Below are 24716 nucleotides of genomic sequence, written 5' to 3'. Positions count from 1 at the left end.
AGCCTGTTCCATTTATCGACCCCACGCGCGCGTAGTAGTGGTAATGAGAGAAAGCCGTCACGCTTGCCACGCCTGCCACTCAGCTACACTTCACGCATCAGCGCCGTCGGCCGGCTTCAAGGCAATGCTGCAAAACTCGCGCACATTGTTGCGCTTGCGGTAGGCAAAGCCCGCCTTCCGCATGCTCTCCTTGAAGTCAGCCTGCGTGCCTGGCTTCGCGCCGACCGAACGCGCGTACTCGGACCATGAACGGTAAAGCACGCTGCTGGCCTCGGAAACCGTGCCGCCAGTGATGCACTCTTCCTCTAACCAGCGCGGAAAAACTTCTTGATCGCTGAAGTACTCCTCGGTCGCTTCGATCACGCAGCTCGGGCGAACCAGTCCATTCTTCTGCCAATCAAGGCAACCTTCGATCATCCACTGCAAGATGCCCGGCGCTTCAGCCAGCAGCTTTTCGGGAAGCTGGCGGTCGGGCGTGGAGGGCTTATGGATGAACGGCACGATATTGAACCGGCGACGCGCAGCTTCATCGACGTTGGTCAGGGTCGGCTTATGATTACCGATGATGGTCAACTTGAACTGCGGCACGTAGGTGAAGAAGTCGCGCCGCATGAAGCGCGCGGTGATGGGATCGCCGCCCGTCATCTGCTTGATGCGGGCTTCAGCCCAGGCACGACCCGCCTCCGTCTCCGATGCCGTAACCAAGCGCGCACCGTGCAACATCGCGAGGTCAGTCGGATGCCTGTCATTGTTCGATGCCGTGAAGGTCTCCATCGCCGAGACGGTGGCGTAGTCAAGCAAGATATGCGACGTGGTGTTCAGGTACACGCTCTTGCCGTTGCCGCCAGGACCGCAAACGAACAAGAGGGCATGCTCCGACGTAACGCCGGTCAATGCGTAACCGCACCACTGCTGCAAGAAGCGGATCAATCCATCATCGGCGTTCGTCGCCTCCTTCAAGAATTTAAGCCAGAGCGGGCAGCCGCTGTTGGCGGGCGTCACGGCTGTGACCTTCGTAACGCCGTCCTCAGGCGCACTAGGACGCAACTTGCCGGTACGCAGATCGACGGTGCCGCCAGGTGTACCCAGCAACCAAGGATCGCGATCCCAGTATTCGCTGGTCACCGCGACATTCTGATCGTGCTTCGAGAAACGCTCAACGCCAGCAGAAAAGCTGGTTTTGTTGGTGATATACCGCTTGCGTTCGTCCTGGTCTTCCGAAAGACGGCGCGACAACTTGCGAGCATAGTCAAACGCACGACCGGTACCGTCCTGCTTCCAGCAGACACCGTTCCAGTAAAACCACGAGCCACGGGTATGGCAGTAGCGCAAGCTTTCGCCGTGCAGGTCAATGAATTCCTGCGCGGCACTGTCCTCCGTCACAATGTCGTTGGACACGCTCGCGGAACCGGCGCGCGGCATCGTTCGATTGTTACGGATCGCGTCGGGATACACATCATCGCGCTGCGAGCCGGTTTCGTTGAAGTCGAGCCATTCGGCGATCTTACCGGCGACCTTCTCGCCGAACTGATCCTTCAACGCCGGATAGCCACGCGTGCGTTCGCCCTTCTGATGGGCGATTGCTGCATCATGGGCGGCGCGAACGCGATCATGCCATTCTTCGTCGTTCGCCGCGCGCGCGATCCACTCGGCACACAGCTTGACGCGCGGCAAGCCGAAGCCGCACCGCGCCAGAAAACCGCCAACAGTCAGGGCGGCGTCGTGACGGCCGCCGTTCGTCGGCCAATAGCGGGCAAGCAAGCAAAGCGCCGCCAGCAGCTTCGCTTGCCGCAACAACTCATCATCGCTGACTTGCGCGGGCTCATCGTCCTCCTCCCAATTGATCGGCTCGCCACTCTCATGCACCGAGCCAGGAAAGACGGTCTGGGCACCCTTGTCACCGCCGCCGATGCGGACTTCCAACAGCATGCTCTTGCTGTTAGGGTCCTTGAACTGCAACGCAGCCTGATCGAGCTCCGACGCCAACGACGTGTAATACAAGTGGTGGCTGTCACGCTTCGATTGACGGCCGAACATCGCACCCGTCTTCGGCAGCACTGCGCGCGCGATCACGGTGGCTTCAGGGCAATCCAGGTCGATATCGGTCAAGCCGCCCGACTTCAGGCCGAGTTGCACACCGATGTTCTGCGGTTTGTCGCCGAAGAACCGTTCGATCTTGCTGCCGGTGATGACGCGGTGCTGCCAGTCATTCCCGATCGGCTTCTTCTGACAATGGGGAATGGGGACCGTGTTCCAATCGCGCATGGCGTAGCCAAGCGCGATGGCACCAGGGGTGCCGAGCTTCGGCACCCACTCATCACGTTCGAACAGATCGCGATAAGCAACGTCCGCGGTCTCCGCGGCGGCAAGCTTCGCGTATTCCTCGAAAGGACATTTTGCGCTGTGGTCGTTGTGTGTGCTATTGCTCATGATGTGTATCTTTCCAGAGGTCACAAGCATCCGTTCCCCTAGTGGCCTTCGGCGAGGCCCTAGGGGTGTTGCTTGCTTTGTTGGGGATGTGTTGATTTGCGGCTGCCCGTGTCAGCCGCCCAGTTTGCTGAAGATTGGTAGCCTAACTCGGCGCCTGCACCGCATGCTCACGTGCGCGACGCCACACCGCGGCGGCCTCGCGCGAGATCAGCACACGCGTGCCGACGTTGAACGTAACGGGCATCAAGCCCTGCTGCTTCATTTTGTAAAACAGGGGGCGGCTGATGCGGTGCCGCGCGCAAAACTCGTCAATGCTATAGGCGTCGGGATCAATCGACTTATTGGGACGGATCGGCTTGCTGCCGTTCGCTTCGAAACGTGCCATTCTTTCTCTCCGTACTCATTGGCATGTGTCGAAGCAGTGAGCGGCGTTTGTCGCGCTTTGTGAAGATGGTAGCGTTGGATAAGTCTGTTTTGGCATTGGGTAAGTCTAGCGACGGCATTGGATAACTCGGCTGTAGCGACCGGAATTGCAAACGTCACGCGAAGAGCACGCAAACAGCAACTCACCGGCATCCAAAGCCGCGGCTACGGGATCACGATGCCAGCCGCTCAACCGTAGGATTTCCTGTGAGGGGCTGCACCAATTGCAGATCGAGCAATGCAGCACGCGTCATTGCCTCGCTCAGATCACCGATGATGTACCGCGAGTAGTTCTTCTCGATCATCGCGACCGACGTGTCATGGTGTGCAGCAACGACGCGCGTTGGCACTCGTGCCAGCAATTGCCGCACGATCGACGAATGTCGCAGTGCATACGGCGTGACCTCCGCGCCAAGGTCGAGCCGCTTTGCAATGGGATGAAATCGGCCCGACAGCTTCGGAATACGATCGAGCAACCGCTCGTGCGGAGCCTTGCCGTTCGCTCGCCGCCGCAACTGCTTTGCTAACCGGGGCGATATTGCCAGCGGCCGTTGTTCAATCCTGCGGCTCTTGCCCTTGCGGCTGCTCGGCATCACGAGCTTGGGTGCGGCAGGATCGCGATCTTCCAAATCAGCAACGCGCAACCTTAGCGCTTGGCTTTCACGGGCGCCCGTCTCTGCAAGAACATCAATTGTCACGCCATAGTCGTGGCTCACCTCGTAGGAGCCGCGAACCAGCGCAGCCACGATTTGATCCGGCAAGATGACGTTGCGCGCGACTTCGCTGTCGGGCAGCTTCTTCAGTCCGTTTTTCCACGCAGCGGCGTTGCCGATGCGCTTGTCATTCCGCGCTGCGAGCGCCAGTGCCGCCTTGAACGAACGGGCGATGCGGTCAGCGCTGGAAGCCTTCAAACCCTTCTTGATCAGACCGGCGCGCCAGTCACGCAGTTCGCGTTCGGTCAGCAGTGCGACGGTCTTGTTCGCCAAAGTACCCAGATGGCGACGGACCCCACTGGCGTTGTATTTGCTGCCGTCGCGCGTTTCGAGATCGGCCTCATAGCTGTCGACCGCTTCGGCGACGCTGATCGGCTGTTCGGTGTTGCCTTCACCAGCACGCGCCAGCTTCTTGGCATGCTCCAACGCTTGCCAATAGGTCATCACGCTGTTGCCGTTCGCGTCCTCGTGATCATCGGCAAGTGCGAACCGCTTCAGCCACCCGTTGCACTTCACCGACCACGTGCCGGGGCCAGCGTTGCGGCGATACGCGAGAAAGATGCCGGGCGCGATCAGCGCGGTGTACGGCTTCTTGCGCGGGGCGAGCTTCAGGCGATTGGTGCGGTTTTCGAGAGATGCAGAGCGTGTACGGCGAGCCATGAAATCCCCTGGGTGTCCCCCGAAGTGTCCTCACGATGGGGGTAGACGGGCATGGACTCAATTATAGCCGAGTAGATATAATATCAGCAATTACAATGATCTAATGAACGCGTGTAGACTCTTGTAGCCTGCTATAGACTGTGAATTCTCCCCTTGTGGGAGAGGCCGGATTGCATGAAGCGAAGCGCAATGCGATCCGGGTGAGGGGTTGCGGTCGCTCCGCGCAGACAGCCCTCTCACCCTCCCCTGGAGGGGGAGGGTCGGATCGCAGCGAGCGAAGCGACGTGCGATCCGGGGTGGGGTGATCTCTCAACACGGGCACTGCTCGACTGGGGGGACTTTCACCCCACCTCGGTTCGCATTTCATGCGAACCGATCCTCCCCCTCCAGGGGAGGATGCGCGCGCGGCGAATATCTTACTTCACTAGCAAACCTCACTTCACCAGCGCGCATCCGCCATCGGCGATCGGCCGGAATGCCTGCTCGGCCGGGATGGTCGCGATCAGCTTGTAATAATCGTAGGGGTATTTCGACTCCTCCGGCTTCTTCACCTCGAACAGATACATCGGGTGGATGACGCGGCCGTCCTGGCGGATCGTGGTGTCGCCGAACAGTTTGTCCTTGCCCTTGAAGGTCTTCATCTGCGGCACCACGACCTTGGCGTCGTCGCTGCCGGTGGCGGCGACGGCGTTGAGATAGGCGAGCGTCGAGGCATAGACGCCGGCCTGGTTGCCGCTCGGCATCTTGCCGTTCATACCAGGTCGCGCGGCAAAGCGCTTTGCGAACGCGCGGGTATCGTCGTTCATGTCCCAGTAGAAGGCCTCGAGCAACTGCAGGCCCTGCGCGACCTTCAGGCCCATGCCGTGGACGTCGTTGACGAACAGCAGGAACGCCACCATGGTCTGGCCGCCCTCCTGGATGCCGAACTCGGCCGCCTGCTTCACCGCGTTGATGGTGTCGCCGCCGGCATTGGCGAGGCCGATCACCTTGGCCTTGGAATTCTGCGCCTGCAGCAGGAAGGAGGCGAAGTCGGAGGTGCCGAGCGGATGCTTGCTCGATCCCAGCACCTTGCCGCCGTGCTTCTCGATGTAGTTCGTCGCTTCAGCTTCAATGCCTTTGCCGAGCGCATAGTCGACGGTCACAAAATACCAGTCCTTGCCGCCACGCTGCATCATCGCGGCCGCCGTGGTGTTGCCGGTCGCCCAGGCGTCGTTGACCCATTGAATGGTGTTGGGCGAGCAGGCCTTGCCGGTGAGATCGGAGCTCGCGGTCGACGACGCCAGGAACGTCATCCGCGAGTCGCGCAGCACGGTGTTGATGGCGAGCCCGACCGCCGAGTTCGGCACGTCGACGATGGCGTCGACGCCTTCGACATCGAGCCATTTGCGCGCGATCGCAGATCCCACGTCGGCCTTGTTCTGGTGATCGGCATAGACGATCTCGACCTTGATGCCCTTGCCGCCGCCGTTGAAATCCTCCGCCGCCATGCGCGCGGCTTCCACCGAGCCCATACCGTTGGTGTCCTGGAAGATGCCGGAAATGTCGTTGAGCACGCCGACACGCACGACTTCGCCGGAAATCTCCGCGCGTGCGCTGCCCGCGGCGCAGGCCAATGCCAGCGCAAGTCCAATCCTCAATCGCCCAACCCCAAAGCCCCTCATCGTATCCGCTCCCATGTTTCCGCAAGCAACCTTTTGCCGGTGCCAAGCTTCTCGTCAGGCCGGCGTGATCTCGACCGGCAGGCTGCTCAGCCCGCGCAGCGTGTTGTTGAAAAGGCGCTTTGGCTCGCCTGATATTTCGATCCTGCCGACACGACGCGCCAGCGCCGCCATCATCACTTCGCCTTCGAGGCGGGCGACGAGCTGGCCGACACACATGTGAATGCCCGAGCCGTAGCCGACATGGCCCGACGTACGACGCGTGATGTCGTAGCTATCAGGCGCTTCCCAGCGGCGCGGATCACGATTGGCCGCAGCCAGGAACATCAGCACCTTCTCGCCTTCGGGGATGCTGGCCCCGCTGAGCTCGACGTCGCGGGTCGTGGTGCGGAAGAAAGTCTGGACCGGACTCTCGAACCGCACGGCTTCCTCGAACGCGTTGCGCGCCAGCGTCGGATCGCCGCGCAGCTTCTGGAACTGGTCGGGGAAGCGGGCGAGGCAGTAGACGGCGGCGCCGATGCCGTTGACGGTCGTGTCGAGACCGGCCGATAGCAGCGAGCGCACCAGGAGCGGCGCCTCGGTCGCGGTAATGGCACCGCTATCGACATGGGCGTGGATGCAGGCGCCGATGCCGCCTGGGGTGAGATTGTCGCGCTGACACTGCTCGGCGATGTAGCTCTGGTGCGGCGCGGAGCGCTCGATCGCCTGCTTGCGCAGCTCGTTCGGCGGCCCGAAGGCGTTGAACACCAGGCTGGCGTAAGGCAGCAGATGCTCGCGGCCCTCCGGCCGCAAGCCCAGCGCATCCGGGAAGATCGACAGCGGATAGGCTTCCGCGAGGTCCTCGATCGCGTCGAAGCGACGCTTCTCCAGCAGCGCATCGACGCGGGCCTCGGCCGCGGCGGCAAATCGCCCGCGCAGCTGCTTCATCACGGTCGCCGACAGCACCGAGCTCAGCACAGTCCGAGTGCGGGTATGCGCCGGCGGGTCGGCCTCGAGGATCAGGCTCGGCGGCCGCCAGGGCTTCTCCCTGGAGAAGTCGCTCAAGCCGACGCCGCGGCTGGAGCAGAACGTCAAGGGATCGTTCAGGACCGCATGGACCTCGGCATAGCGCGCCACGCCATAGACATTCCACTTGTCGAGATAGACCACCGGTCCGGCCTCGCGCAGCCGCTCATGGGTCGGGAACGGGTCGGCGAAGAACTCGAGCGCGAACGGATCGACGTCGAGATGCGGGACGGACGCACCTTCTGTTGCAGTCATCGGGACCTCCCGAGGTTTGATCTTGTCAACATGGGCCGCATGTCTATTGCTCCCGAACAGTTTCGCAGCGATGATTTGAGAAATGAGCAGCCAGCCCCTCCCCCGAAAGCCCCGCCGGCCGAGACCGGCCGATCCCGCAGATGCCACCGATGGCCCGCTGCTGGACCTCAATCGCTATGTGCCGGCATTCATCACCTTCATCGGCAACAAGCTGTCGAACAGCGCCACCGCATTTTACCAGAAGAATTTCGGCGTCAACGTCACCGAGTGGCGGATCATCTCGCAACTGGCGATCGAGCCCGGGATTCCCGCGTCCCGGATCTGCCAGGTGATCGGCTTCGACAAGGGACCGGTCAGCCGCAACCTTGCGGCGCTGCAGAAGCGCGGCCTGCTGACGATCCGCACCGCGCCCGACGACGGCCGCACCCATTCGATCACCCTGACCGCGCGCGGCCGCGCCATCCACGACAAGGTCATCGTCGCGGCGCTGGAGCGCGAGCGGCGGCTGCTGTCTTGCCTGAAAAAGGACGAGCGCGAGGTGCTGATCGATCTGCTGCGCCGGCTGCACGAGAATCTCGGCGCCGTGACCGGGCAAAGCACGACCTGACCGCGCGGCGGCAGCGCGGGCGGCGCCCTGCGCCACCGCGATATTCGCCCGGTTGTCCATGCGTGCTGTTCGCGCGCTGCTGCGCAACATCGTCCTCCCAAAAGCGTGGCCGTTGACCGGCCCTGTCCCGATTGGAGCGGAAACTCGCACAGCTTAGTTGCCATAGCAACTAAAAATACGTGATGCGCTGCGTCGTCGGGTCGCAAGTGGAGCGATGTGACGCCGCCATCAGGTCAGGTGAGCACGTCGCTCAGGCTCCCTCCCCCCTTGCGGGGGAGGGTTGGGGAGAGGGGTGGCCACGGGCGAGATGATCGGCGCGAACGTCGCTTTCGCAACGCCGGGGCCCGTGTCGTCGAAGTACACATTGAGAGCACGCCGTGCGGTACCCCTCTCCCTAACCCTCCCCCGCAAGGGGGGAGGGAACCCATCCGCTGGTGCGTTCCTCACGTCGAAGCACCGAGCAACGGGACGCTGGGATGCGACGTACGCAGCCAATTCTCCCATGACTTCACCCCGTGCAGGCGATCCACTCGGACGAGGCGTCGTCCTCCAGGACCGCCACCGCCGCGGCGCGACGCGTCAGCACGGCGCGCTGGTTGATGTAGCCCTTGTCGGTGATCTCCCCGCCGTCGACCGAAGCGGGCTCGGCGAGCAGCAGCGCACGGGTGGCGTGGCCGGAGGAATGGCCGCCTTGCGCCTTCAGCCGTGCCAGCCCCTGCCCGATCGCGGAACGGACCGCCGGATGGCCGATCACCTCCTGCGCACCGGCGCTCTCGGGCAGCCCTGCGAGCGAACGGCAGGCGGCGAGGTTCGGGAACACCAGGAAGCGCACCTCGTCGCGTCCATGGCCGGTGACGACGATATCCTGCGCGAGCGGCGCCAGCGCCGCGATGCCGGCGACGCGCAAGGTGCCGACGCTGACCCAGGTGCCGGAATTGAGCTTGAAGTCCTCGGCCACGCGGCCATCGAAGAACAGGCCGAGATCGGGCCGTGCGGGATCGGCAAAGGTGACGGCGTCGCCAATCTTGTAAAAGCCCTCGTCATCGAAGGCCTCTCGGGTGAGTTCGGGCGCCTTCCAATAGCCTGGCGTGACATTGGGCCCGCGCACGCGGACCTCGAGCTTGTCGCCCGAGGGCACGAGCTTGAGCTCGGTGCCGGGGATCGGCACGCCGATATTGCCGGAGCGCTTTGCCAGGAAGTGACAATCGGTCGCCAGCGGCGAGGTCTCGGTCGATCCCCAGGCCGACACCATCGGCAGGCGGCGGCCGACCGTTTGCAGCGACAATTCCTCCAACGCGTCCCACAAATTCTGCGGCAGCGCCGCGCCGGCATAGAAGGCGAATTTGGTGCCCGCGAAGAACTTGCGGCGCAACTCGTCATCGGTGCGCAGTGCAGCAATCAGCATGTCGAAGCCGCGCGGCACGTTGAAATACACCGTCGGCACCACGCTGCGCAGATTGGCGAGCGAGGTTGCGAACAGGCCGGGCGCCGGCTTGCCGCCGTCGATATAGAGCGTGCCGCCGTTGCGCAGCACCAGATTGAAATTGTGGTTGGCGCCGAAGGTGTGGCTCCAGGGCAGCCAATCCAATATGATCAGCTCCTCGCCGGGCCGCTCAAGAAACGTCCAGGTCTGCGCCTTGGCCTGCTGGCTCGAGGTCAACATGCGCTGGGTGTTGATCACGGCTTTCGGCGTGCCCGTTGATCCCGAGGTGAACAGGAATTTCGCGATCGTGTCGGGCGTCACCGCCGCAAAGGCCGTTGCGACCTCTAGTGATTCAGGCGTCGCCGCGACAGTGCGGAAGGGCAGCGCCCCGGCATCATCGGGATTGCCGCTGACGATGGTCGCCCGATGCAGCGGCGCGATTGCGGCGAGCGCCGCCGCGAACGGCTTTGTGCCTGTGACATAGATCGCCCCGGGATCGAGCAGCGCGATCATGCTCTTCAGCTTGTCGAAATCCTTCGACATCAAGGAATAGGCCGGCGAGATCGCGGCCGAGGGCACGCCGACATGCTGGGCGGCGAGCGCGAACAGCCCGTGATTGATGCCGTTGTCGGCGAGGATAACGAGCGGCCGCTCGGTGTTCAGCCCTTGCGCCAGGATCCACGATGCGGCCCGCCGCACGATTCCGAGCGCGTCGCGATAGCTGACGGTGCTCCAGGGCGCCTCGGCGCTGGCGCGCTCCGCCAGGAAGATGCGGTCCGGCGCCTGCTGCGCCCAATGCTCCAGCCAGTCGCCGACGCAGCGGGCGCTTGGCTTCAACGGCGTAATGGAGCGGACCAGGATGCTGCCGTCGGGGCGGCTGACGGCAACGATCGCGGGCGTGGCGAACAGGCGGTGCGGATCGTCTCCGCTGGCGACGGCCGTCGTCATGGTTTCCTCCTCGCCCGCATCTTATCAGGATCGCGCTGCAACATGGTGCGGCGGCGCAGTCCCGGCCGGGCTCTTTGGTCATAATGTTGCGGACATCAATTGTTGTCGTCAACAACAATCTTTCCCTCCCGCCTCAGGCGCGCTAGCCTTGGAGGATGGCGAGCAGGCAACAGACATCGCGCAAGGCGGCAGGAACGAGAGCGGCAATCCGCCGCCCCCAGGCGCGCACGGCGAATGGCCGGACGCAAGGTGGTGACACTGGCGACGACATCGGCCTCGACGCGCTGGTCGGCCACGCCGGCTATGCGGTGCGGCGCTTCCAGCTCTGGATCTTTCAGGACTTCATCAAGACGCTGGCGGCGGTCGACATCCGCCCGACCCAATATTCGGTCATGACCGTGATCGGGGCCAATCCGGGCCTCAGCCAGATGGCGGTCGCAAAGCGGCTCGGGATCGAGCGCGCACGGCTGGTGCATCTGCTCGACAGCCTGGAAGAACGCGCCTTCGTCATCCGGATTCCTTCCGCCACCGACCGCCGCTCCCACGCGCTGCATTTGACCGCCCGCGGCAAGACCGCGCTGGCCCGGTTCAGGCGGCTTGCCGCCGAGCACGAGCGGCATGTCGCCGACAAGATCGGCAAGGAAAACCGCGAACGGTTATTGCAGATCCTCGCCTGCTTCACCTGACCGACCGGTCGCATTTTGGCTTGATCGGGCCTGCCTGAAAATTGAGCAGGTGAGCTCGCTGGCGAGATTGCTTCAGCTCTCGGTGAGCATTTCAAGCAACTGATATTGTGCAATAATCCGTCACGCCGCGGGCGCAGGTAAATTGTACACAATGGCACATTGCTTGCTTCGATCAGGCTGCAATTCCCTCGCGACGGGCTTCCGATGCCTCGCCGCTCAACACACGGGCCAACCACGTGACTGAAACTGTCGCCGCGATCGTTGCTGCACACCGCGCGGGAACCATGACGTCGGCACAAACGGTGGCGCGCAGCTACCAGCGCATCCGCGAGCACAATGACCCCGCCATCTTCATCAGCCTGCGCGACGAGCAGGATGCGCTCGCCGAGGCCGCGCGGCTCGCAGACCCGACGCTGCCGCTTTACGGCGTGCCGGTCGCGGTGAAGGACAATATCGACGTCGCGGGGCTGCCGACCACTGCTGCCTGCCCCGCCTTCTCCTACCTGCCCGCGCAGGATTCCACCGCCGCGGCAAAACTGCGCGCGGCCGGCGCCATCATCATCGGCAAGACCAATCTCGACCAGTTCGCCACCGGCCTGGTCGGCGTGCGCTCGCCCTACGGCATTCCAAAAAATCCGGTGCGCGGCGATCTCGTGCCGGGCGGATCGAGCTCGGGCTCCGCGGTCGCGGTGTCAGCGGGTCTCGTACCGCTGTCGCTCGGCACCGACACCGCGGGCAGCGGCCGCGTGCCGGCGATGCTCAACAACATCGTCGGGCTCAAGCCGAGCCTCGGGCTGATCTCCAACGCGGGGCTGGTGCCGGCCTGCCGCACGCTCGACTGCATCTCGGTGTTCTCGCTCACCGTCGACGATGCGCTGGCGGCGCTTGCCGTGATGGCCGGGCCGGATGACGCCGATCCGTTCTCGCGCGACCGGCCGCTGGCACCGCTCGCGGCGTTTCCGGCCAAGCTCAAGCTCGGCATTCCCAAGAGCGGTCAATTGATCTTCTTCGGCGATCGCGAAGCCGAGAAGGCCTATGGCGAAGCCTGCAAGCGCTGGCAGGCGCTCGGCGCCGAACTGGTCGAATTCGATCTCGAGCCGTTCTACGAGACCGCGCGGCTGCTCTATGAGGGCCCCTGGGTCGCCGAACGCTATCTCGTGATCCGCGACCTCCTGGCGTCGTCGCCGGACGCGATCCACCCGGTGACACGCGAGATCACGATCGGCGGCGCGCGGCCCACCGCGGCCGATACCTTCTCCGCACTCTACCGCCTGCAGGCGCTGCGCCGCGTTGCCGCGCGCACCTTCGCGCAGTGCGATGCGATCGTGCTGCCGACTGCGCCTACGGTCTATTCCACCGCTGACGTGCTGGCCAACCCGATCGAGCTCAACTCGCGGCTCGGCACCTACACCAATTTCGTCAACCTGCTCGATCTGTGCGGCCTAGCGCTGCCGGCAGCGATGCGGCCTGACGGCGCGCCGTTCGGCATCACGCTGCTCGCTCCGGCCGGCCACGACGCCGCGCTTGCCAGCATCGGCCGCGCCTTCCACGCCGACACCGGACTTGCCGTCGGCGCCAAGGCGGTGCCGCAGCCGCCGCTGGCCGCAGCCCCGGCGCGGGCCGGCGCCGACGAGATCACGATCGCGGTGGTCGGCGCGCATCTCTCCGGCATGGCGCTGAACCACGAACTGACCACGCTCGATGCGCGCCTGCTGGAAGAGACGGTCACCGCGGCGGACTACAAGCTCTACGCGCTCGACACCACGCCACCGAAACCCGGCATGCTGCGCATCGAGGCGGGTGCTGGTCATGCGATCAAGCTCGAGCTGTGGGCGATGTCGCCGGCCGCGTTCGGAAAATTCGTCGCCGCGATTCCGCCGCCAATGGCGATCGGCACGCTCCGGCTGGCCGACGGACGGCAGGCCAAGGGCTTCATCGTCGAGCCCGCCGCGATCGCCGGCGCGAAGGATATCTCGGCCTATGGCGGCTGGCGGGCGTTCATGGCGGAGCGCGCGAAGGCGTAGCAGCCTTCGTCATTCCGGGGCGCGCGCAGCGCGAGCCCGGAATCCATTTCACTTCGGTGACGGTCGCAGGAAGAGCCCGTAATCAGTCATCTACGTCAAACGCGGATGAATGGATTCCGGGCTCGCCGCTTTGCGGCGCCCCGGAATGACGAGAGCTGCGCGCCCTACACCGACACCGCGTAGGTCTCGTATTCCCCGCGCACCTGCTCGATATGGGCGCGCATCGCGGCAGCCGCACCTGGCTTGTCGCCGCGCAGGATGGCTTCGACGACGCGGTCGTGCTCGGCGTGGGATTTTGCCAGCCGCCCGAGGTTGCGGAACTGGGCGCGGCGGAACGGCTGCACGCGCACCCGCGTCGCCAGGGTGATCTCGGCAATATAGGCGTTCTGCGAGCCGGCATAGATCGCATTATGAAAGCGCTCATTGACCTCGTGGAAGCGCTCGGGATTGCCGGTGTAGCTCAATACCCGCAGCTCCTCATGGACCGCCTCCAGCGCGTGACGTTCCGCCGCCGTCATCCGCTCGGCGGCAAGGCCGGCGCACATCGCCTCGAGCTCAGCCATCGCCTCGAACATGCCGGTGAGCCGCTCGAGCGAGGGCCGCGCCACCACGGCACCGCGATGCGCGCGCGCGTCGATCAGGCCGCTGGCGGCGAGCTGCCGCAACGCCTCGCGCACCGGCGTGCGCGAGACCTTGAAGCGGCGTGCCAGATCGGTTTCATCGAGCCCGGCGCCCGGCGGCAGCGTGCCGCGCACGATCTCGTCGGCGAGCTGCAGCCGGAGTTCCTCGGCGCGGGTGGTCTTGTCGACCAGCGACGACGCGCGATCGACACGCCGCACCAGCGGCTCCGGCTCGGTGCCCTGCGGCTGCGGCGCGCGGGTCGGAAGATCGTCCAGGCTCATGGCTGAAACGCCCTTTCAATCACCCTTGCTCAAACCCCCTTGGGCTCGTCAATGACGCTGACATGGGCGGCGACGATTCTCCAGCCCTCAGCGAAGCGAATCCATGTCTGCATCTGCCGCCCCACCCGCCCGGGTGCGCTGTTCCGATAGAACAGCGTCGAGGCGATTGCGGTATCGCGGCCATAGGTCGTGATCACGGTGCGGTCGATCTTGCGCATCAGCCCGGCCGCCGGCCGCCCGGCACGAAACGCCGCGATCTCGGCATAGCCATAAAGGTTCTCGCCGATGCCATAGCGCAGCGTCCGACTGTCGTTGCGGAACAATTCGTCGAGCACGCCGACATCGTTCGAGACCAGCGCCTTCTCGTAGCGCTCGAACTGCGCGGTGACCTCGGCGAGCACGTCGGGCAGATCAATTTCCATGCTAGATTCCTCTTGGCGCGGGAGCCGTGGCGACACCCATCTGTTCCAGCGCGTAGGCGACCCGCAGCGCGATGTCCTCGCGCCAGGGCGCGGCAATGATCTGCACGGCGATCGGCATCGGTTCAAGCGGCACCGGCACGGCGGCCACCGGCAGGCCGATGAAGGAGATCGGCTGGGTGTGGATACCGATATTGGGACGCACCGGAAGCTCGACCCCGTCGAGCGTAAAGGTGGCCTGACCGATCTTCGGCGCCGTGCACGGCGTTGCCGGCGCCAGGATCACGTCGACCGACTGAAACAGCTCCAGCACCTTGGCGCGGTACCAGCGGCGGAATTTCTGCGCCTTGTCGACATAGACCGCCGGGATCATCGCGCCCGCGATCAGGCGGTCGCGCACCGGCGGGTCAAAATCGTTGGGCCGCTTGCGCAGCCGATCGAGGTGCAGCGCGGCGCCCTCGGTCGTGGTCATGATGAAGGCGGCGGCGCGGGCGCGCGCCGCTTCCGGCAGCTCCACGGTCTGCGCGGCGCCGAGCGCCGTGGCGACGCGCGCGACCGCTTCGACGGCCTCCGGCAGCAAATTCTGCTGGAAATAGCCTCCGGCGATCGCAACGCGCAGTCCGCCGATGCCTTCGGCAAGTGACGGCAGGGTCGGTTCGAGCGGTCGCGCGACGCAGGCGGGATCCTCGGTGTCAGGCCCCTGCATGACGTCATAGGCCAGCGCGAGATCTGTCACGCTGCGCGCAAACGGACCGAGATGATCGAAGCTTGCGACGAACGGAAAGGAGCGCGCGCGCGATAGCCGGCCATAGGTCGGCTTCAGGCCGAACGTGCCGCAGAATGACGACGGTACCCGGATCGAGCCGTTGGTATCGGAGCCGAGCGCGATCGGCACCAGCGCGCCGCCGACGGCGCTGCCGGAGCCGCCCGAGGAGCCGCCGGCCATCCGCGTCGGATCATGCGGATTGCGCGACGGGCCGTCATGCGCGTTCTCGCCGGTGAAGTCGTAGGCGTATTCGCCCATGTTGAGCGCGCCGACCAGCACGGCACCGGCCGCTTCCATCCGCTCGATCAGCGTGGCATCGCGCGGCGACGGCGGCAGGTCGCGATTGATCTTCGAGCCGGCGCGGGTCGAGAGGCCCTGCACGTCGAACAGGTTCTTCACCGCGAAAGGCACGCCGGCAAGCGGGCCTGCCGGCTGGCCCGCCGCGATCGCGGCATCGACCGCCTTGGCCCGGGTGCGCGCGCGATCGGCGGTAACGTCGGTGAAGGCATTGAGGACCTTGTCGTGCACAGCGATCCGCGCGAGCGCCGCCTCGGTGGCAGCGAGAGCCGTGATCTTGCGGCTCGATACGGCCTGCGCGATTTCGGCGGCCGACATGAAAGCGGACGTTTCGGACATCGCGATCTCAGGTCGAATAGACGGCGGCTGACGCGAGCTCGTCAGGCAGCGGGAAGTCATCGACCAGCCGCGCCAGCCGCAGCGCGACCTCGAGATTTGCGCGCACCGCCGGACGCCAGGCGTCTTCCAAGGGCAACGCCATCGTCCGGGCGACGGCGGTCATGTAGTCGTCGAGATGATCGTCCATTTCGCTCCCGATAAGTTTTTTCAGGACACCGGCAACGGCGGATGCGGGATCGCCGTGAGCAGCTCCCTTGTATAGGCATCCTGCGGATTGCCCAAGACGTCATCGGATGCGCCCTGCTCGACGATGCGACCGCTGCGCATCACGATGACGCGATCACACAGCAGGCGCACCACGTTGAGATCGTGCGACACGAACAGATAGCTCATGCCCATCGATTGCTTGAGGTCCTGCAGCAGATTGAGCACCACCGCCTGCACCGAGACGTCGAGTGCCGCGGTCGGCTCGTCGAGGATGACGAGCTTCGGGTGCAGCGCGATCGCGCGCGCGATACCGACGCGGGCCTTCTGGCCGCCGGAAAGCTGATGCGGAAAACGATCCAGCAGATTGACCGGCAGGCCGACCAGCCGCGCCAGCTGCTCGCAGCGGTCGCGGAGCGCATCGCGCCCCCTGATGTCGCCGAGCTGCATGATCGGGTCCGCAATCGCGCGCGCCGCGGTGAAGCGCGGGTTGAGGCTGTCGGTCGGATCCTGGAACACCATCTGGATCTGGCTGCGCCGCGGCAGCCGCGCGAAGGATTGCGGCATGATGGCGCCGATGTCCTCGCCGTCGAACATGATGCGGCCGGAGGTCTGGTCCAAGAGCCGCATCACCATCATCGACGTCGTCGACTTGCCGCAACCGGATTCGCCGACCAGCCCGACGCTCTCGCCATGGTCGACCTGGAAGCTGATGCCGTCGACGGCGCGGAAGATCTCCTCCTCGACCGGCGGCTTGCGGCCGAACAGTTTTGTGAGCACCGAGCCTGCGCCCTGGCGGGGATATTCTTTCACCAACTTCTCGACAACAAGGAGCGGTTCTCTCTTCTCGTCACCCCCGGGCTTGACCCGGGGGTCCATCGAGGAAGAAACATCTTGCGAAGATTGATGGATGGCCGGGTCAAGCCCGGCCATGACGGAGGCTAGCTGCGGAGACTTCGCCTCCTCCTCCGGCAACAGATCCCTGAGCGACACCCCGATCCGCGGCGTCGCGCGCATCAGCTTCTTCGTATAGTCGTGCTGGGGCGCGGCGAAGATGTCGGCCGACTTTGCGGTTTCGACCACGCGGCCCTTCTCCATCACCACGACGCGGTCGCAATAGGCGGCGGCCAAACCCAGATCGTGCGTGATCAGGATCGTCGACATCGATCGGCGCCGGGTCAGCTCGACGATCAGGTCCATCACCGCCTTCTGGGTGGTGACGTCGAGGCCGGTGGTCGGCTCGTCCGCGATCAGAAGCTGCGGGTTGCAGGCCAGCGCGAGCGCGATGACGACGCGCTGGCACATGCCGCCGGACAGCTCGAACGGATAGGCGTGATAGCGCTCGCGCGGACGCGCGATCTTGACCTGCTCCAGCGCCTCGATCGCCGTTTCGCCGCGATCGGTGACCTGTGCCTGCTGCACATGCTGGCGCAGCACGTCCTCGATCTGGTGCCCGACCTTGCGGATCGGATTGAGCGCGGCGCGCGGGTTCTGGAAGATCATCGAGACTTCGCGGCCGCGCAGGTCACGCATCTGGCTTTCGGTCGCCGCCTTGACGTCGATGCCGGAAAACATCACCGAACCCTCGGCGATCCGGCCGGCGCGATCCAGGATGCGCATCACGGCATAGGACGTCACCGACTTGCCGGAGCCGGACTCGCCGACGATGCCGACGGTCTCGCCCTTGCCGACGGAGATGTTGACGTGCTGCACCGCCTTGACGATGCCGCGCCGCGTCGTGAACTCGACGGTGAGGTCGCTGACGTCGAGCAGGGGCTGGGCGGTCATATGCGCCGCCCCTCACGCGAGGCGTCATCCAAAAATCCGCAAAACAACCCCATGCAAAGTAAGGCGGGCACCGCTCTCACGCTCCCGCCCCCCTTGCGGGGGAGGGGCAGGGAGAGGGGTGGCCCCAGGCAAGGTCGGAGTTCGTGGCTACCCCTCTCCCTGCCCCTCCCCCGCAAGGGGGGAGGGAATGAGAGAACAGTGCCCGCCTCACTTCCAAACGTTGCGCTTCGCTCTCCGCATTTGCCCGTCATCACGTCCTCCGCTGCGGGTCGACGATGTCACGCAGGCCGTCGCCGAGCAGGTTGAAGCAGAACACTGCGATCATCAGCGCAAGGCCGGGGAAGAGCGCGATCCACCATTCGCCCGACACCATGAAGCCGGCGCCCTCGGCAACCATGATGCCCCACTCCGCGGTCGGCGGCCGGACGCCGAGGCCAATGAACGAGAGGCCCGCGGCGTTGAGGATCGCATAGCCCATGGTGAGCGACATCTGCACGATCATGATCGGCATGATGTTGGGCAGGATGTGCCCGAGCAGGATGCGGTATTCGCCGTTGCCGGAGAGCCGCGCGGCCTGCACGAAGCCGGCATTGCGGCGGACGTTTGCTTCGGCGCGGGCGACGCGGGCATAGAGCGGAAAGTTCACGATCGCGGTCGCGATGATGATGTTCTGCACGGTGTTGCCGAGCGCCGCGACGATGCCCATCGCCAGCACGAACAGCGGAAACGCCATGATGGTGTCGGCGATGCGGCCGACGATGCGATCGGTCCAGCCGCCGAAATAGCCGGCGGCGATGCCGGCCAGCCCGCCCATCAGGAACACCAGCACGACGGAGGCGACCGCGATGAAGGTGTCGAGCCGCGTTGCCACGATGACGCGGCTGAAGATGTCGCGGCCGAGCTGATCGGTGCCGAACCAGTGCGCGGCGGACGGCGGCTTCAATGCAGCCGCGGTATCCGAAGCGAGCGGGTCGTACGGCACCACGTAGGGCCCGAACAGCGCGGCAAACATGATCACGACCAGCAGCGCAAAGGCAAAGCCGGTGACCTTGTTCTCGCCAAGCACGTAGCGGGTCTGCTCGAGAACCGCGGCAAGCCCGGAGGTGCGGGCGGGACCTGCGGGTTCGACGGTCGGTGCAACGGTGCTCATGCGCCCTCCCTAACCTTCCAGCCTGACGCGCGGATCGATCACGCCATAGAGGATGTCGATCAGAAGATTGAGCAGCACGTACATGACCGCCATGGTCAGCACGAAGCCCTGTACGGGCGCGAAGTCGGACGCGATCAGCGCCTCGACCGCGTAGGAGCCGATGCCGGGCCAGGCGAACACTTTCTCCACCAGCACATTGGCCCCTAACAGGAAGGAGAACACCATGCTGAGCGTGGTGATGACCGGCAGCATCGCGTTGCGGAAGGCGTAGGTCACGATCACCTTGCCGGGCGACAGGCCGCTGGCGCGCGCGGTGCGGACGAAATCGGACGCCAGCACCGCCAGCATCGAGGCGCGGGTCATGCGCGCGATCGGCGCCAGCGAGAAGATCGCGAGCGTCACCGCCGGCAGGATCAGCTGGCTGAACGCCGAACGGAACGCCTCGAAGTCGCGCGCGATCAACGCATCGATGAGATAGAAGCCGGTGACGGTCGGCGGTGCGCTATAGAACACGTCGAGCCGGCCGAGCGGCGCCGGCGACCAGCCGAGCCGAAAATAGAACACGTAGACCAGCACGAGGCCGGTGAAGAACACCGGCAGCGACACGCCGGCCGTCGTGGTGACCCGGCAGAGATGATCGATCCAGGAGCCCGGCCGCGTCGCCGCCAGCACGCCGAGCGGGATCGCGATCACGATCGAGACGACGAGGCCGAGCAGCGTGAGTTCGGCCGACGCCGGCAGACGGTTGCGCAGCTCGGCGGCGACCGGCTGCCCCGTGGTCAGCGAGGTGCCGAGATCGCCATGGGCGAGATCATTGGTGTAGCGGACGAACTGCTCGATCAGCGGCTTGTCGAAGCCGAGCTTCTTCCTGATCTGGTCGACCGCTTCTTTCGTCGCCGCAGGCCCTGCAAAATACGCCGCCGGATCGCCGGGCAGCGCGCGTGTCAGCAGGAACGTCACGATCACCACCCCGATCAGCGACGGGATCGCGAATAGCAACCGCTTGCCGATGAGGGTCAGCATGGGGTGCTCCCGCCGGTATCCAAAGCCACAGCGAGACTGGTAGGGCTCCCTCCCCCCTTGTGGGCGAGGGTTGGGGAGAGGGGTGCCGCTTGCTCGGCTACCAGCCGAAACGCCCCACTGATCCACGCGTGATGCAGCGAGTGATTAGGCTCGATCTTGCCTGGCGTCATCCATGCGCGTATGCGGCCTACCCCTCTCCCCACCCTCCCCCGCAAGGGGGGAGGGTGCCTGAGGGATGTGCTCACCTCACGCGAATGAACGCCATATGCCCATGGCTGGCGGACGATCAGCATCTGCGCCTCGCTGTTTCCGGCTGCAACGCCACAACGGGACTGGTAGGGCTCCCTCTCCCCTTGCGGGAGAGGGTTGGGGAGAGGGGTGCCGCTTGCTCCGATGCCAGATTGAACGCCCCACCAATCCGCTCGTGATGCAGCGAGTGATTAAGTACGATCTCGCCTGGCGTCGTCCTTGCGCGTATGCGGCCTACCCCTCTCCCCACCCTCCCCCGCAAGGGGGGAGGGAGCCTGAGAAGCGTGCTCACCTCACTTGCGCGTGCCGATAGGTGGCGGACCGTCAGCATCACCGCCTCACCCCTTCGCCATCGCGCGGTAGTCGAGGCGGCGGTGGAACCAGTATTGGTAGCCCGAGATGTTCTTCTGCATCGCGACGTTGACGAACGGCTGATAGAGCGGGATGCGCGGGATGTCGGTGAAGGCGAGGTCGACAAAACCCTTGACGTCCGCGTCATAGGCCGCGGTGTCGCCGTTGGCGGCGGCGATGCGCGCGCCATCGATGAGCTTGTCCATCTCCGGCGACTTGTAGCTCATCGTGTTGAAGATCGAATTATTGCCGTGATAGCACCAGTAGAAGAAGTACTCTGGGTAATCGAGCCAGCCCGAGAACACGTTGGTGAACAGCGGCATTTCCTTCTTGGTGAGCTCGGTACGCCAGTTGGCGCCGGGCACCTTGTTGATGGTGGTCTTGATGCCGAGCTGCGCGAGGCTCTCCTGCACCAGCACGCAGAGCGGCTCGTTGACGCCTGCGAAGTTCAGGTCGAACGAGATCGTGGTCTCGAAGCCGTTGGCGTAGCCGGCCTCAGCGAGCAGCGCCTTGGCCTTCTCCATGTCGGTGAAATACTTGGTCGGCTGCGGCCAGGCGACTTCGGTCGGCTTGTCCTTTGCCGCGCCGAACATCGGGTTGGCGAGGCCGAACAACACCGCATCCATGATCTTCTGATACGGCATCGCGTAGGCCATCGCCTGCCGCACCTTGGGATTGTCGAACGGCGGCTTGGTCACGTTCATGCCGATGTACTGGATGCCGTTGGAGAACGGCAGCGAGACCACGTTGAGCTTGCCGTTCGTCTTCATCTCCTGGAAGTCCTTGAACGGCAGTTCGTAGGAGATATCGGCATCGCCGCGTTCGAGCAGCGCCCGGCGGTTGCCGGCCTGCGGCACCATGCGCCAGATCACACGCTTGATCTTCGGCATCGGACCGCAGACCCAGTCGTCGTTGCGCTCCATGATCACTTCCGTGCCGGCGGTCCATTTGGTCACCTTGTAGGCGCCGGAGCCCGCGGTCTGCTGCTTGGTGAATTCGAGACCCCACGGATCCTTCTCGCTGGCGTTCTTCTTCACCAGCTCGGAGTTGACGACGCAGGGCACGATCACAGCGAGATCGGGGATCGTCAGTCTGTCCTTCTTCAGGAAGTCGACGCGCACCGTGTTGTCATCGACGACGACGAACTGCTCGGGCTTGGTGAGCGAGCCCGCGCTCATCTGGAAGGTCGGGAAGCCGCCGACGCTGACGGCGCGATCGAGCGACCATTTGACGTCCTTCGCCGTCACCGGCGTGCCGTCGTGGAATTTGGCGTTCTTGCGCAGCTTGAAGGTGACCGACATGTCGCCGATGTTGAAGTCCTCGGCGAGCTCAGGCTTGAACTTGTCGCGGTCGTAATAGGGCACGCCGCCCGGACCGCTCTTCATCTCGTGGCTGATCAGCCGGTCGTAGCAATTCCACGACACCTCATAGCCGGGCACGTTGGTGCCGACGCCGTGGATATCGAGATTGTTGGGACCGCCTTCGGAGACGATCAGCAGGGTCTCGGAGCGCGCGTCGGCCTTGGCCGGCGACCAGATCGCGGGCGCGGTCGGCGCCAGCGCCCCCGCGGCCAGCCCGGACACCGATTTGAGGAAATCGCGACGCTTCATGTGATGCTCCAACGCCCGTGAGAACGGCCTTGGAACTCAGATCGCAAGGATTGTGCCAACCCTTAACGAGATCTTATGAGGCGCTAACACGCTGATGATATGAGAGAAATCTTCGAAGGTATGTTGTTCTGACGCCGGCCAGCGCGGCATGGATTGCATACAAAGGAAGGCCATCTGCTTAATAGATAAGCAGATTGTAGACACTGCTCGCTTTCTGGCCGGCGATCGATATCGCATCCAGAGAGCTAGTCGGGCCAGATCAACTCCTGCAATTGCACGAGATCGTCGACCCGATCCGGCCAGCCCGCGATGCAGATGTGCCGGAGCGGATCGCTGGCCGAGTGCAGCATCATGAGCGCCATCAGCCGCCGCTTCAGCGTGAACGTCACCTCGCTGCGCGGGATGCCGAAGCCGTCGAACAGGCTGCGCACCCGGCGCGGATGCCCGGCCGCCATGAAGGCGCTGGGACCGAGCAGGTCGTACTCGCCCCATCCGGTCCGGACGTCGCCGAAGTCGAACAGGCCGGCGACGTGCCAGCCGTCGGCCCGGCGGCCCAGCAGGAAATTCTCCGGGATGTACTCGCCGGTCAGGATCACCGGCGGCGCGTGCATCGGGATCAGCTCAGTGGCGTCACGCAGGAGATCGTCGAGCGAGGTGAGGAATTTCGCCGGCAGGCCGAGCCGTTCGTGCCGAGCCCTGCACTGCGCGATCTGCCCGCGCATGAAGGCCTCCCAGCGCGGCTCGATCACAAGCAGGCTGCCCGGCGGCACGCGCTGCACCTCGGCGATCGCGGCGCCGATTTCGCCGAGCACGCGCTCCCGTTCGGCTTCCGGCAGCGACGGCCACACCTCCGAGCCGACGGTGCCGGCGAGGTGCGTGATGACGAGATAGGGCCAGCCGTCGCGCTCGCCCTCGGCGATGAGATCCGGGATCGGAATGCCGAGCCGTCCGCGCAGCTCGGCGAGCGCACCGCGTTCGGACACGAATTGCGGGCGCAGAAACGGCGGGAACAGTTTCAGGATCAGCTCACCGTCGAGCCCGACCACGAGGTTGGTGCCGGTTGAGAACACGTGCGGATCGTCGCAGCGCAGGCCGTGGCCGTCGGCGATGTCACGCGCCACCGGCAGCCAGCGCGACGTGTCGCCGCGCCAGGCGCGGTAGCTGTCGTAGTCGGTGAGGGAAGGAAGATGCATTCGCGCGCGGCCTATCAACGCTGTCGTCCTGGCGAAAGCCAGGACCCATAACCACCGAATTTGATTGTAAGCGGGATCGCGGCCCTAGCCTCGCGCAACGATGAGCGGCCGGGGTAATGGGTCCTGGCTTTCGCCAGGACGACCCTGAGTGTGTGGCGCCGCTTGTGAGCGATACATTCACATCCTCTCAGGATGACGGAGAAGCAGTTGAGCAGACCAGACGGCCACCCTCACCGATCCGGATTGGCGCGCTCGAACTGGCGCAGCAGGCGGTTGCCGCGTTCGACGGCGTTGTCCATCGCGGCCTGCGCCGAACGCTTGCCGGCGAACACCTGCTCGAGCTCTTCCTCGATCACGTCGCGGATCAGGACGAACGAGCCGAGCCGGATGCCCTTGGAATTGTCGGTCGGCGGCTTCAGCGTGACCTCCTCGATCGAGATCGAGGCACCGGGATTGCGCTCGTAGAATCCCTGCGTGCGACTGAGATCGAACGCGGCGCGGGTGATCGGCAGGTAGCCCGTGTTCTGGTGCCAGGCGGCCTGCACCTCGGGCCGCGACAGATAGGCGAAGAATTTTGCCACCCCGGCATATTCGGCGCGCGGCCGGTCGCGCAGCACCCACAGCGTCGCACCGCCGATGATCGAGTTCTGCGGCGCGCCCTGCACGTCGGGATCATACGGCATCATGCCGTAGCCGACCTCGAATTTCGAATTGGCCTTGATGTCGGCGCGGGTGCCCGACGAGCCGATGAAGATGCCGCACTCGCCCTTCTGAAAGCGCGGCTCGGCGGTCTGGCCGCGGCCGCTATAGTCGAAGGTCTTGTCGGCCTGCCACTGCGCGAGCTGCGCGATGTGGCGCACCACCAGCGGGTTGTTGAAGATCAGCTGCGCGTCGAGCCCGGAGAAGCCGTTGGCCTTGGTCGCGATCGGCAGGTTGTGAAAGGCGGAGAAGTTCTCGACATTGATCCAGGACGGCCATGAGGTGGTCACGCCGCACATCGCACCCGCGGAACGCAGCCGCTTGGCCACGATGCCGAGCTCCGGCCAGGTCTTCGGAGGTACGCTCGGATCGAGCCCGGCCGACCGGAACATATCCTTGTTGTAGTACAGGATCGGCGTCGAGGCGTTGAACGGGAACGACAGCATGTTGCCGTCGACATCGGCATAGTAGCCGGCCACCGCGGGCAGATAGGCCGACGGCGCGAACGCCTCCGATTGATCGCGCATCAGCTCGAACACCGGATAGATCGCGCCGCGCGCCGCCATCATGGTTGCGGTGGCGATCTCGTTGACCTGAACGATCGCCGGCTGGCTGCGCGAGCGGAACGCGAAGATCGCCGCGGTGACGGTCTCGGTGTAGTTGCCCTTGTAGGCGGGCACGATCCGGTAGTCGGATTGCGAGGCGTTGAAGTCGGCCGCGAGCTTCTCGAGCTGCTTGCCGAGCTCGCCCGACATCGCGTGCCACCACATGATCTCGGTCGCGGCTTGCGCTGGTGCCACAAGCAGAAGGGCCGCGACGACGAGGTGCAGCAGCTTCGAGGCGAGCTTCAAGGTGGACTTCACAACCAGCCGTTCCCGGATGCGGACACGCCGT

General features: G+C 64.8%; 19 protein-coding genes. 3 read left to right on the top strand and 16 right to left on the bottom strand.

Going from position 1 to position 24716, the window contains the following annotated elements; genetic code table 11:
* Positions 1–90: 90 nt before the first annotated feature.
* From AAFG07_RS03785 to AAFG07_RS03765, 5 genes are all read right to left on the bottom strand, one after another.
* Positions 91–2430, bottom strand: a complete 2340-nt coding sequence (locus AAFG07_RS03785; RefSeq protein ID WP_342726080.1) for a phage/plasmid primase, P4 family — start codon at positions 2428–2430, stop codon at positions 91–93.
* A 142-nt stretch (positions 2431–2572) separates the two neighbouring features.
* Positions 2573–2815: a hypothetical protein gene (locus AAFG07_RS03780; RefSeq protein WP_342726079.1), complete on the bottom strand. Its 243-nt coding sequence runs from the start codon at positions 2813–2815 to the stop codon at positions 2573–2575.
* A 211-nt stretch (positions 2816–3026) separates the two neighbouring features.
* Positions 3027–4226 carry a site-specific integrase gene (locus AAFG07_RS03775; protein WP_342726078.1) on the bottom strand — a complete coding sequence of 400 codons (1200 nt, stop codon included), beginning with the start codon at positions 4224–4226 and terminating at the stop codon, positions 3027–3029.
* Positions 4227–4660: 434 nt separating this feature from the next.
* Positions 4661–5887 (bottom strand): ABC transporter substrate-binding protein, encoded by a 1227-nt coding sequence (locus AAFG07_RS03770; protein WP_342726077.1) that lies wholly within the window; start codon positions 5885–5887, stop codon positions 4661–4663.
* 54 nt (positions 5888–5941) lie between these two features.
* Positions 5942–7144, bottom strand: a complete 1203-nt coding sequence (locus tag AAFG07_RS03765) for a cytochrome P450 (RefSeq protein ID WP_342726076.1) — start codon at positions 7142–7144, stop codon at positions 5942–5944.
* 82 nt (positions 7145–7226) lie between these two features.
* Between AAFG07_RS03765 and AAFG07_RS03760 the strand changes: the two genes are divergently transcribed.
* On the top strand, positions 7227–7751 hold the full coding sequence (locus AAFG07_RS03760) for a MarR family winged helix-turn-helix transcriptional regulator (RefSeq protein ID WP_029082941.1): 525 nt from the start codon (positions 7227–7229) through the stop codon (positions 7749–7751).
* Between the two features lie 508 nt (positions 7752–8259).
* Here AAFG07_RS03760 and AAFG07_RS03755 read toward each other — a convergent pair.
* Positions 8260–10122 (bottom strand): feruloyl-CoA synthase, encoded by a 1863-nt coding sequence (locus AAFG07_RS03755; protein WP_342726075.1) that lies wholly within the window; start codon positions 10120–10122, stop codon positions 8260–8262.
* Positions 10123–10277: 155 nt separating this feature from the next.
* Between AAFG07_RS03755 and AAFG07_RS03750 the strand changes: the two genes are divergently transcribed.
* Positions 10278–10808: a MarR family winged helix-turn-helix transcriptional regulator gene (locus AAFG07_RS03750; protein WP_342726074.1), complete on the top strand. Its 531-nt coding sequence runs from the start codon at positions 10278–10280 to the stop codon at positions 10806–10808.
* 284 nt (positions 10809–11092) lie between these two features.
* Positions 11093–12832 (top strand): allophanate hydrolase, encoded by a 1740-nt coding sequence (gene atzF, locus AAFG07_RS03745; protein WP_342726073.1) that lies wholly within the window; start codon positions 11093–11095, stop codon positions 12830–12832.
* 164 nt (positions 12833–12996) lie between these two features.
* Here the strand turns inward: atzF and AAFG07_RS03740 are convergent, their stop codons facing one another.
* From AAFG07_RS03740 to ugpB, 10 genes are all read right to left on the bottom strand, one after another.
* On the bottom strand, positions 12997–13734 hold the full coding sequence (locus AAFG07_RS03740; protein ID WP_342726072.1) for a GntR family transcriptional regulator: 738 nt from the start codon (positions 13732–13734) through the stop codon (positions 12997–12999).
* Between the two features lie 29 nt (positions 13735–13763).
* Entirely contained in the window at positions 13764–14156 is a 393-nt protein-coding gene (hpxZ, locus tag AAFG07_RS03735) for an oxalurate catabolism protein HpxZ (RefSeq protein ID WP_342726071.1), read from the bottom strand.
* 1 nt (position 14157) lies between these two features.
* The gene (locus AAFG07_RS03730; RefSeq protein ID WP_342729045.1) at positions 14158–15534 is read right to left on the bottom strand and encodes an AtzE family amidohydrolase; all 1377 of its coding nucleotides are present in this window, start codon (positions 15532–15534) and stop codon (positions 14158–14160) included.
* A gap of 28 nt (positions 15535–15562) precedes the next feature.
* Positions 15563–15742: a DUF4089 domain-containing protein gene (locus AAFG07_RS03725; RefSeq protein WP_097676916.1), complete on the bottom strand. Its 180-nt coding sequence runs from the start codon at positions 15740–15742 to the stop codon at positions 15563–15565.
* A gap of 20 nt (positions 15743–15762) precedes the next feature.
* On the bottom strand, positions 15763–17547 hold the full coding sequence (locus tag AAFG07_RS03720; protein ID WP_342726070.1) for an ABC transporter ATP-binding protein: 1785 nt from the start codon (positions 17545–17547) through the stop codon (positions 15763–15765).
* A 250-nt stretch (positions 17548–17797) separates the two neighbouring features.
* Positions 17798–18697 carry an ABC transporter permease gene (locus tag AAFG07_RS03715; protein WP_342726069.1) on the bottom strand — a complete coding sequence of 300 codons (900 nt, stop codon included), beginning with the start codon at positions 18695–18697 and terminating at the stop codon, positions 17798–17800.
* Positions 18698–18706: 9 nt separating this feature from the next.
* Entirely contained in the window at positions 18707–19720 is a 1014-nt protein-coding gene (locus AAFG07_RS03710) for an ABC transporter permease (RefSeq protein WP_092122920.1), read from the bottom strand.
* A 587-nt stretch (positions 19721–20307) separates the two neighbouring features.
* Complete coding sequence (locus tag AAFG07_RS03705) at positions 20308–21930, bottom strand: ABC transporter substrate-binding protein (RefSeq protein WP_342726068.1); 1623 nt, start codon at positions 21928–21930, stop codon at positions 20308–20310.
* Between the two features lie 245 nt (positions 21931–22175).
* A complete protein-coding gene (locus AAFG07_RS03700) occupies positions 22176–23123 on the bottom strand; it encodes an aminoglycoside 3'-phosphotransferase/choline kinase family protein (RefSeq protein WP_342726067.1) in 948 nt (315 codons plus the stop codon).
* A gap of 230 nt (positions 23124–23353) precedes the next feature.
* Positions 23354–24592, bottom strand: coding sequence for a sn-glycerol-3-phosphate ABC transporter substrate-binding protein UgpB (gene ugpB / locus AAFG07_RS03695; RefSeq protein ID WP_342729043.1), 1239 nt, complete (start codon positions 24590–24592; stop codon positions 23354–23356).
* Positions 24593–24716: the final 124 nt, after the last annotated feature.

The organism is Bradyrhizobium sp. B097 (assembly GCF_038957035.1).
Taxonomy (GTDB): domain Bacteria; phylum Pseudomonadota; class Alphaproteobacteria; order Rhizobiales; family Xanthobacteraceae; genus Bradyrhizobium.
Note: the sequence above shows the minus strand (reverse complement) of the source record. Positions and strands in the feature narration are given on the sequence as shown.

Bases quoted from the DNA above. Each gene is read 5' to 3' on its own strand.
- AAFG07_RS03720 (WP_342726070.1), bottom strand. From the start codon at position 17,547: ATGACCGCCCAGCCCCTGCTCGACGTCAGCGACCTCACCGTCGAGTTC.
- AAFG07_RS03785 (WP_342726080.1), bottom strand. From the start codon at position 2,430: ATGAGCAATAGCACACACAACGACCACAGCGCAAAATGTCCTTTCGAG.
- AAFG07_RS03765 (WP_342726076.1), bottom strand. From the start codon at position 7,144: ATGACTGCAACAGAAGGTGCGTCCGTCCCGCATCTCGACGTCGATCCG.
- AAFG07_RS03700 (WP_342726067.1), bottom strand. From the start codon at position 23,123: ATGCATCTTCCTTCCCTCACCGACTACGACAGCTACCGCGCCTGGCGC.
- atzF (WP_342726073.1), top strand. From the start codon at position 11,093: ATGACGTCGGCACAAACGGTGGCGCGCAGCTACCAGCGCATCCGCGAG.
- AAFG07_RS03725 (WP_097676916.1), bottom strand. From the start codon at position 15,742: ATGGACGATCATCTCGACGACTACATGACCGCCGTCGCCCGGACGATG.
- AAFG07_RS03710 (WP_092122920.1), bottom strand. From the start codon at position 19,720: ATGCTGACCCTCATCGGCAAGCGGTTGCTATTCGCGATCCCGTCGCTG.
- ugpB (WP_342729043.1), bottom strand. From the start codon at position 24,592: ATGTGGTGGCACGCGATGTCGGGCGAGCTCGGCAAGCAGCTCGAGAAG.
- AAFG07_RS03760 (WP_029082941.1), top strand. From the start codon at position 7,227: ATGAGCAGCCAGCCCCTCCCCCGAAAGCCCCGCCGGCCGAGACCGGCC.
- AAFG07_RS03780 (WP_342726079.1), bottom strand. From the start codon at position 2,815: ATGGCACGTTTCGAAGCGAACGGCAGCAAGCCGATCCGTCCCAATAAG.
- AAFG07_RS03775 (WP_342726078.1), bottom strand. From the start codon at position 4,226: ATGGCTCGCCGTACACGCTCTGCATCTCTCGAAAACCGCACCAATCGC.
- AAFG07_RS03750 (WP_342726074.1), top strand. From the start codon at position 10,278: ATGGCGAGCAGGCAACAGACATCGCGCAAGGCGGCAGGAACGAGAGCG.
- AAFG07_RS03770 (WP_342726077.1), bottom strand. From the start codon at position 5,887: ATGAGGGGCTTTGGGGTTGGGCGATTGAGGATTGGACTTGCGCTGGCA.
- AAFG07_RS03755 (WP_342726075.1), bottom strand. From the start codon at position 10,122: ATGACGACGGCCGTCGCCAGCGGAGACGATCCGCACCGCCTGTTCGCC.
- AAFG07_RS03740 (WP_342726072.1), bottom strand. From the start codon at position 13,734: ATGAGCCTGGACGATCTTCCGACCCGCGCGCCGCAGCCGCAGGGCACC.
- AAFG07_RS03705 (WP_342726068.1), bottom strand. From the start codon at position 21,930: ATGAAGCGTCGCGATTTCCTCAAATCGGTGTCCGGGCTGGCCGCGGGG.
- hpxZ (WP_342726071.1), bottom strand. From the start codon at position 14,156: ATGGAAATTGATCTGCCCGACGTGCTCGCCGAGGTCACCGCGCAGTTC.
- AAFG07_RS03715 (WP_342726069.1), bottom strand. From the start codon at position 18,697: ATGAGCACCGTTGCACCGACCGTCGAACCCGCAGGTCCCGCCCGCACC.
- AAFG07_RS03730 (WP_342729045.1), bottom strand. From the start codon at position 15,534: ATGTCGGCCGCCGAAATCGCGCAGGCCGTATCGAGCCGCAAGATCACG.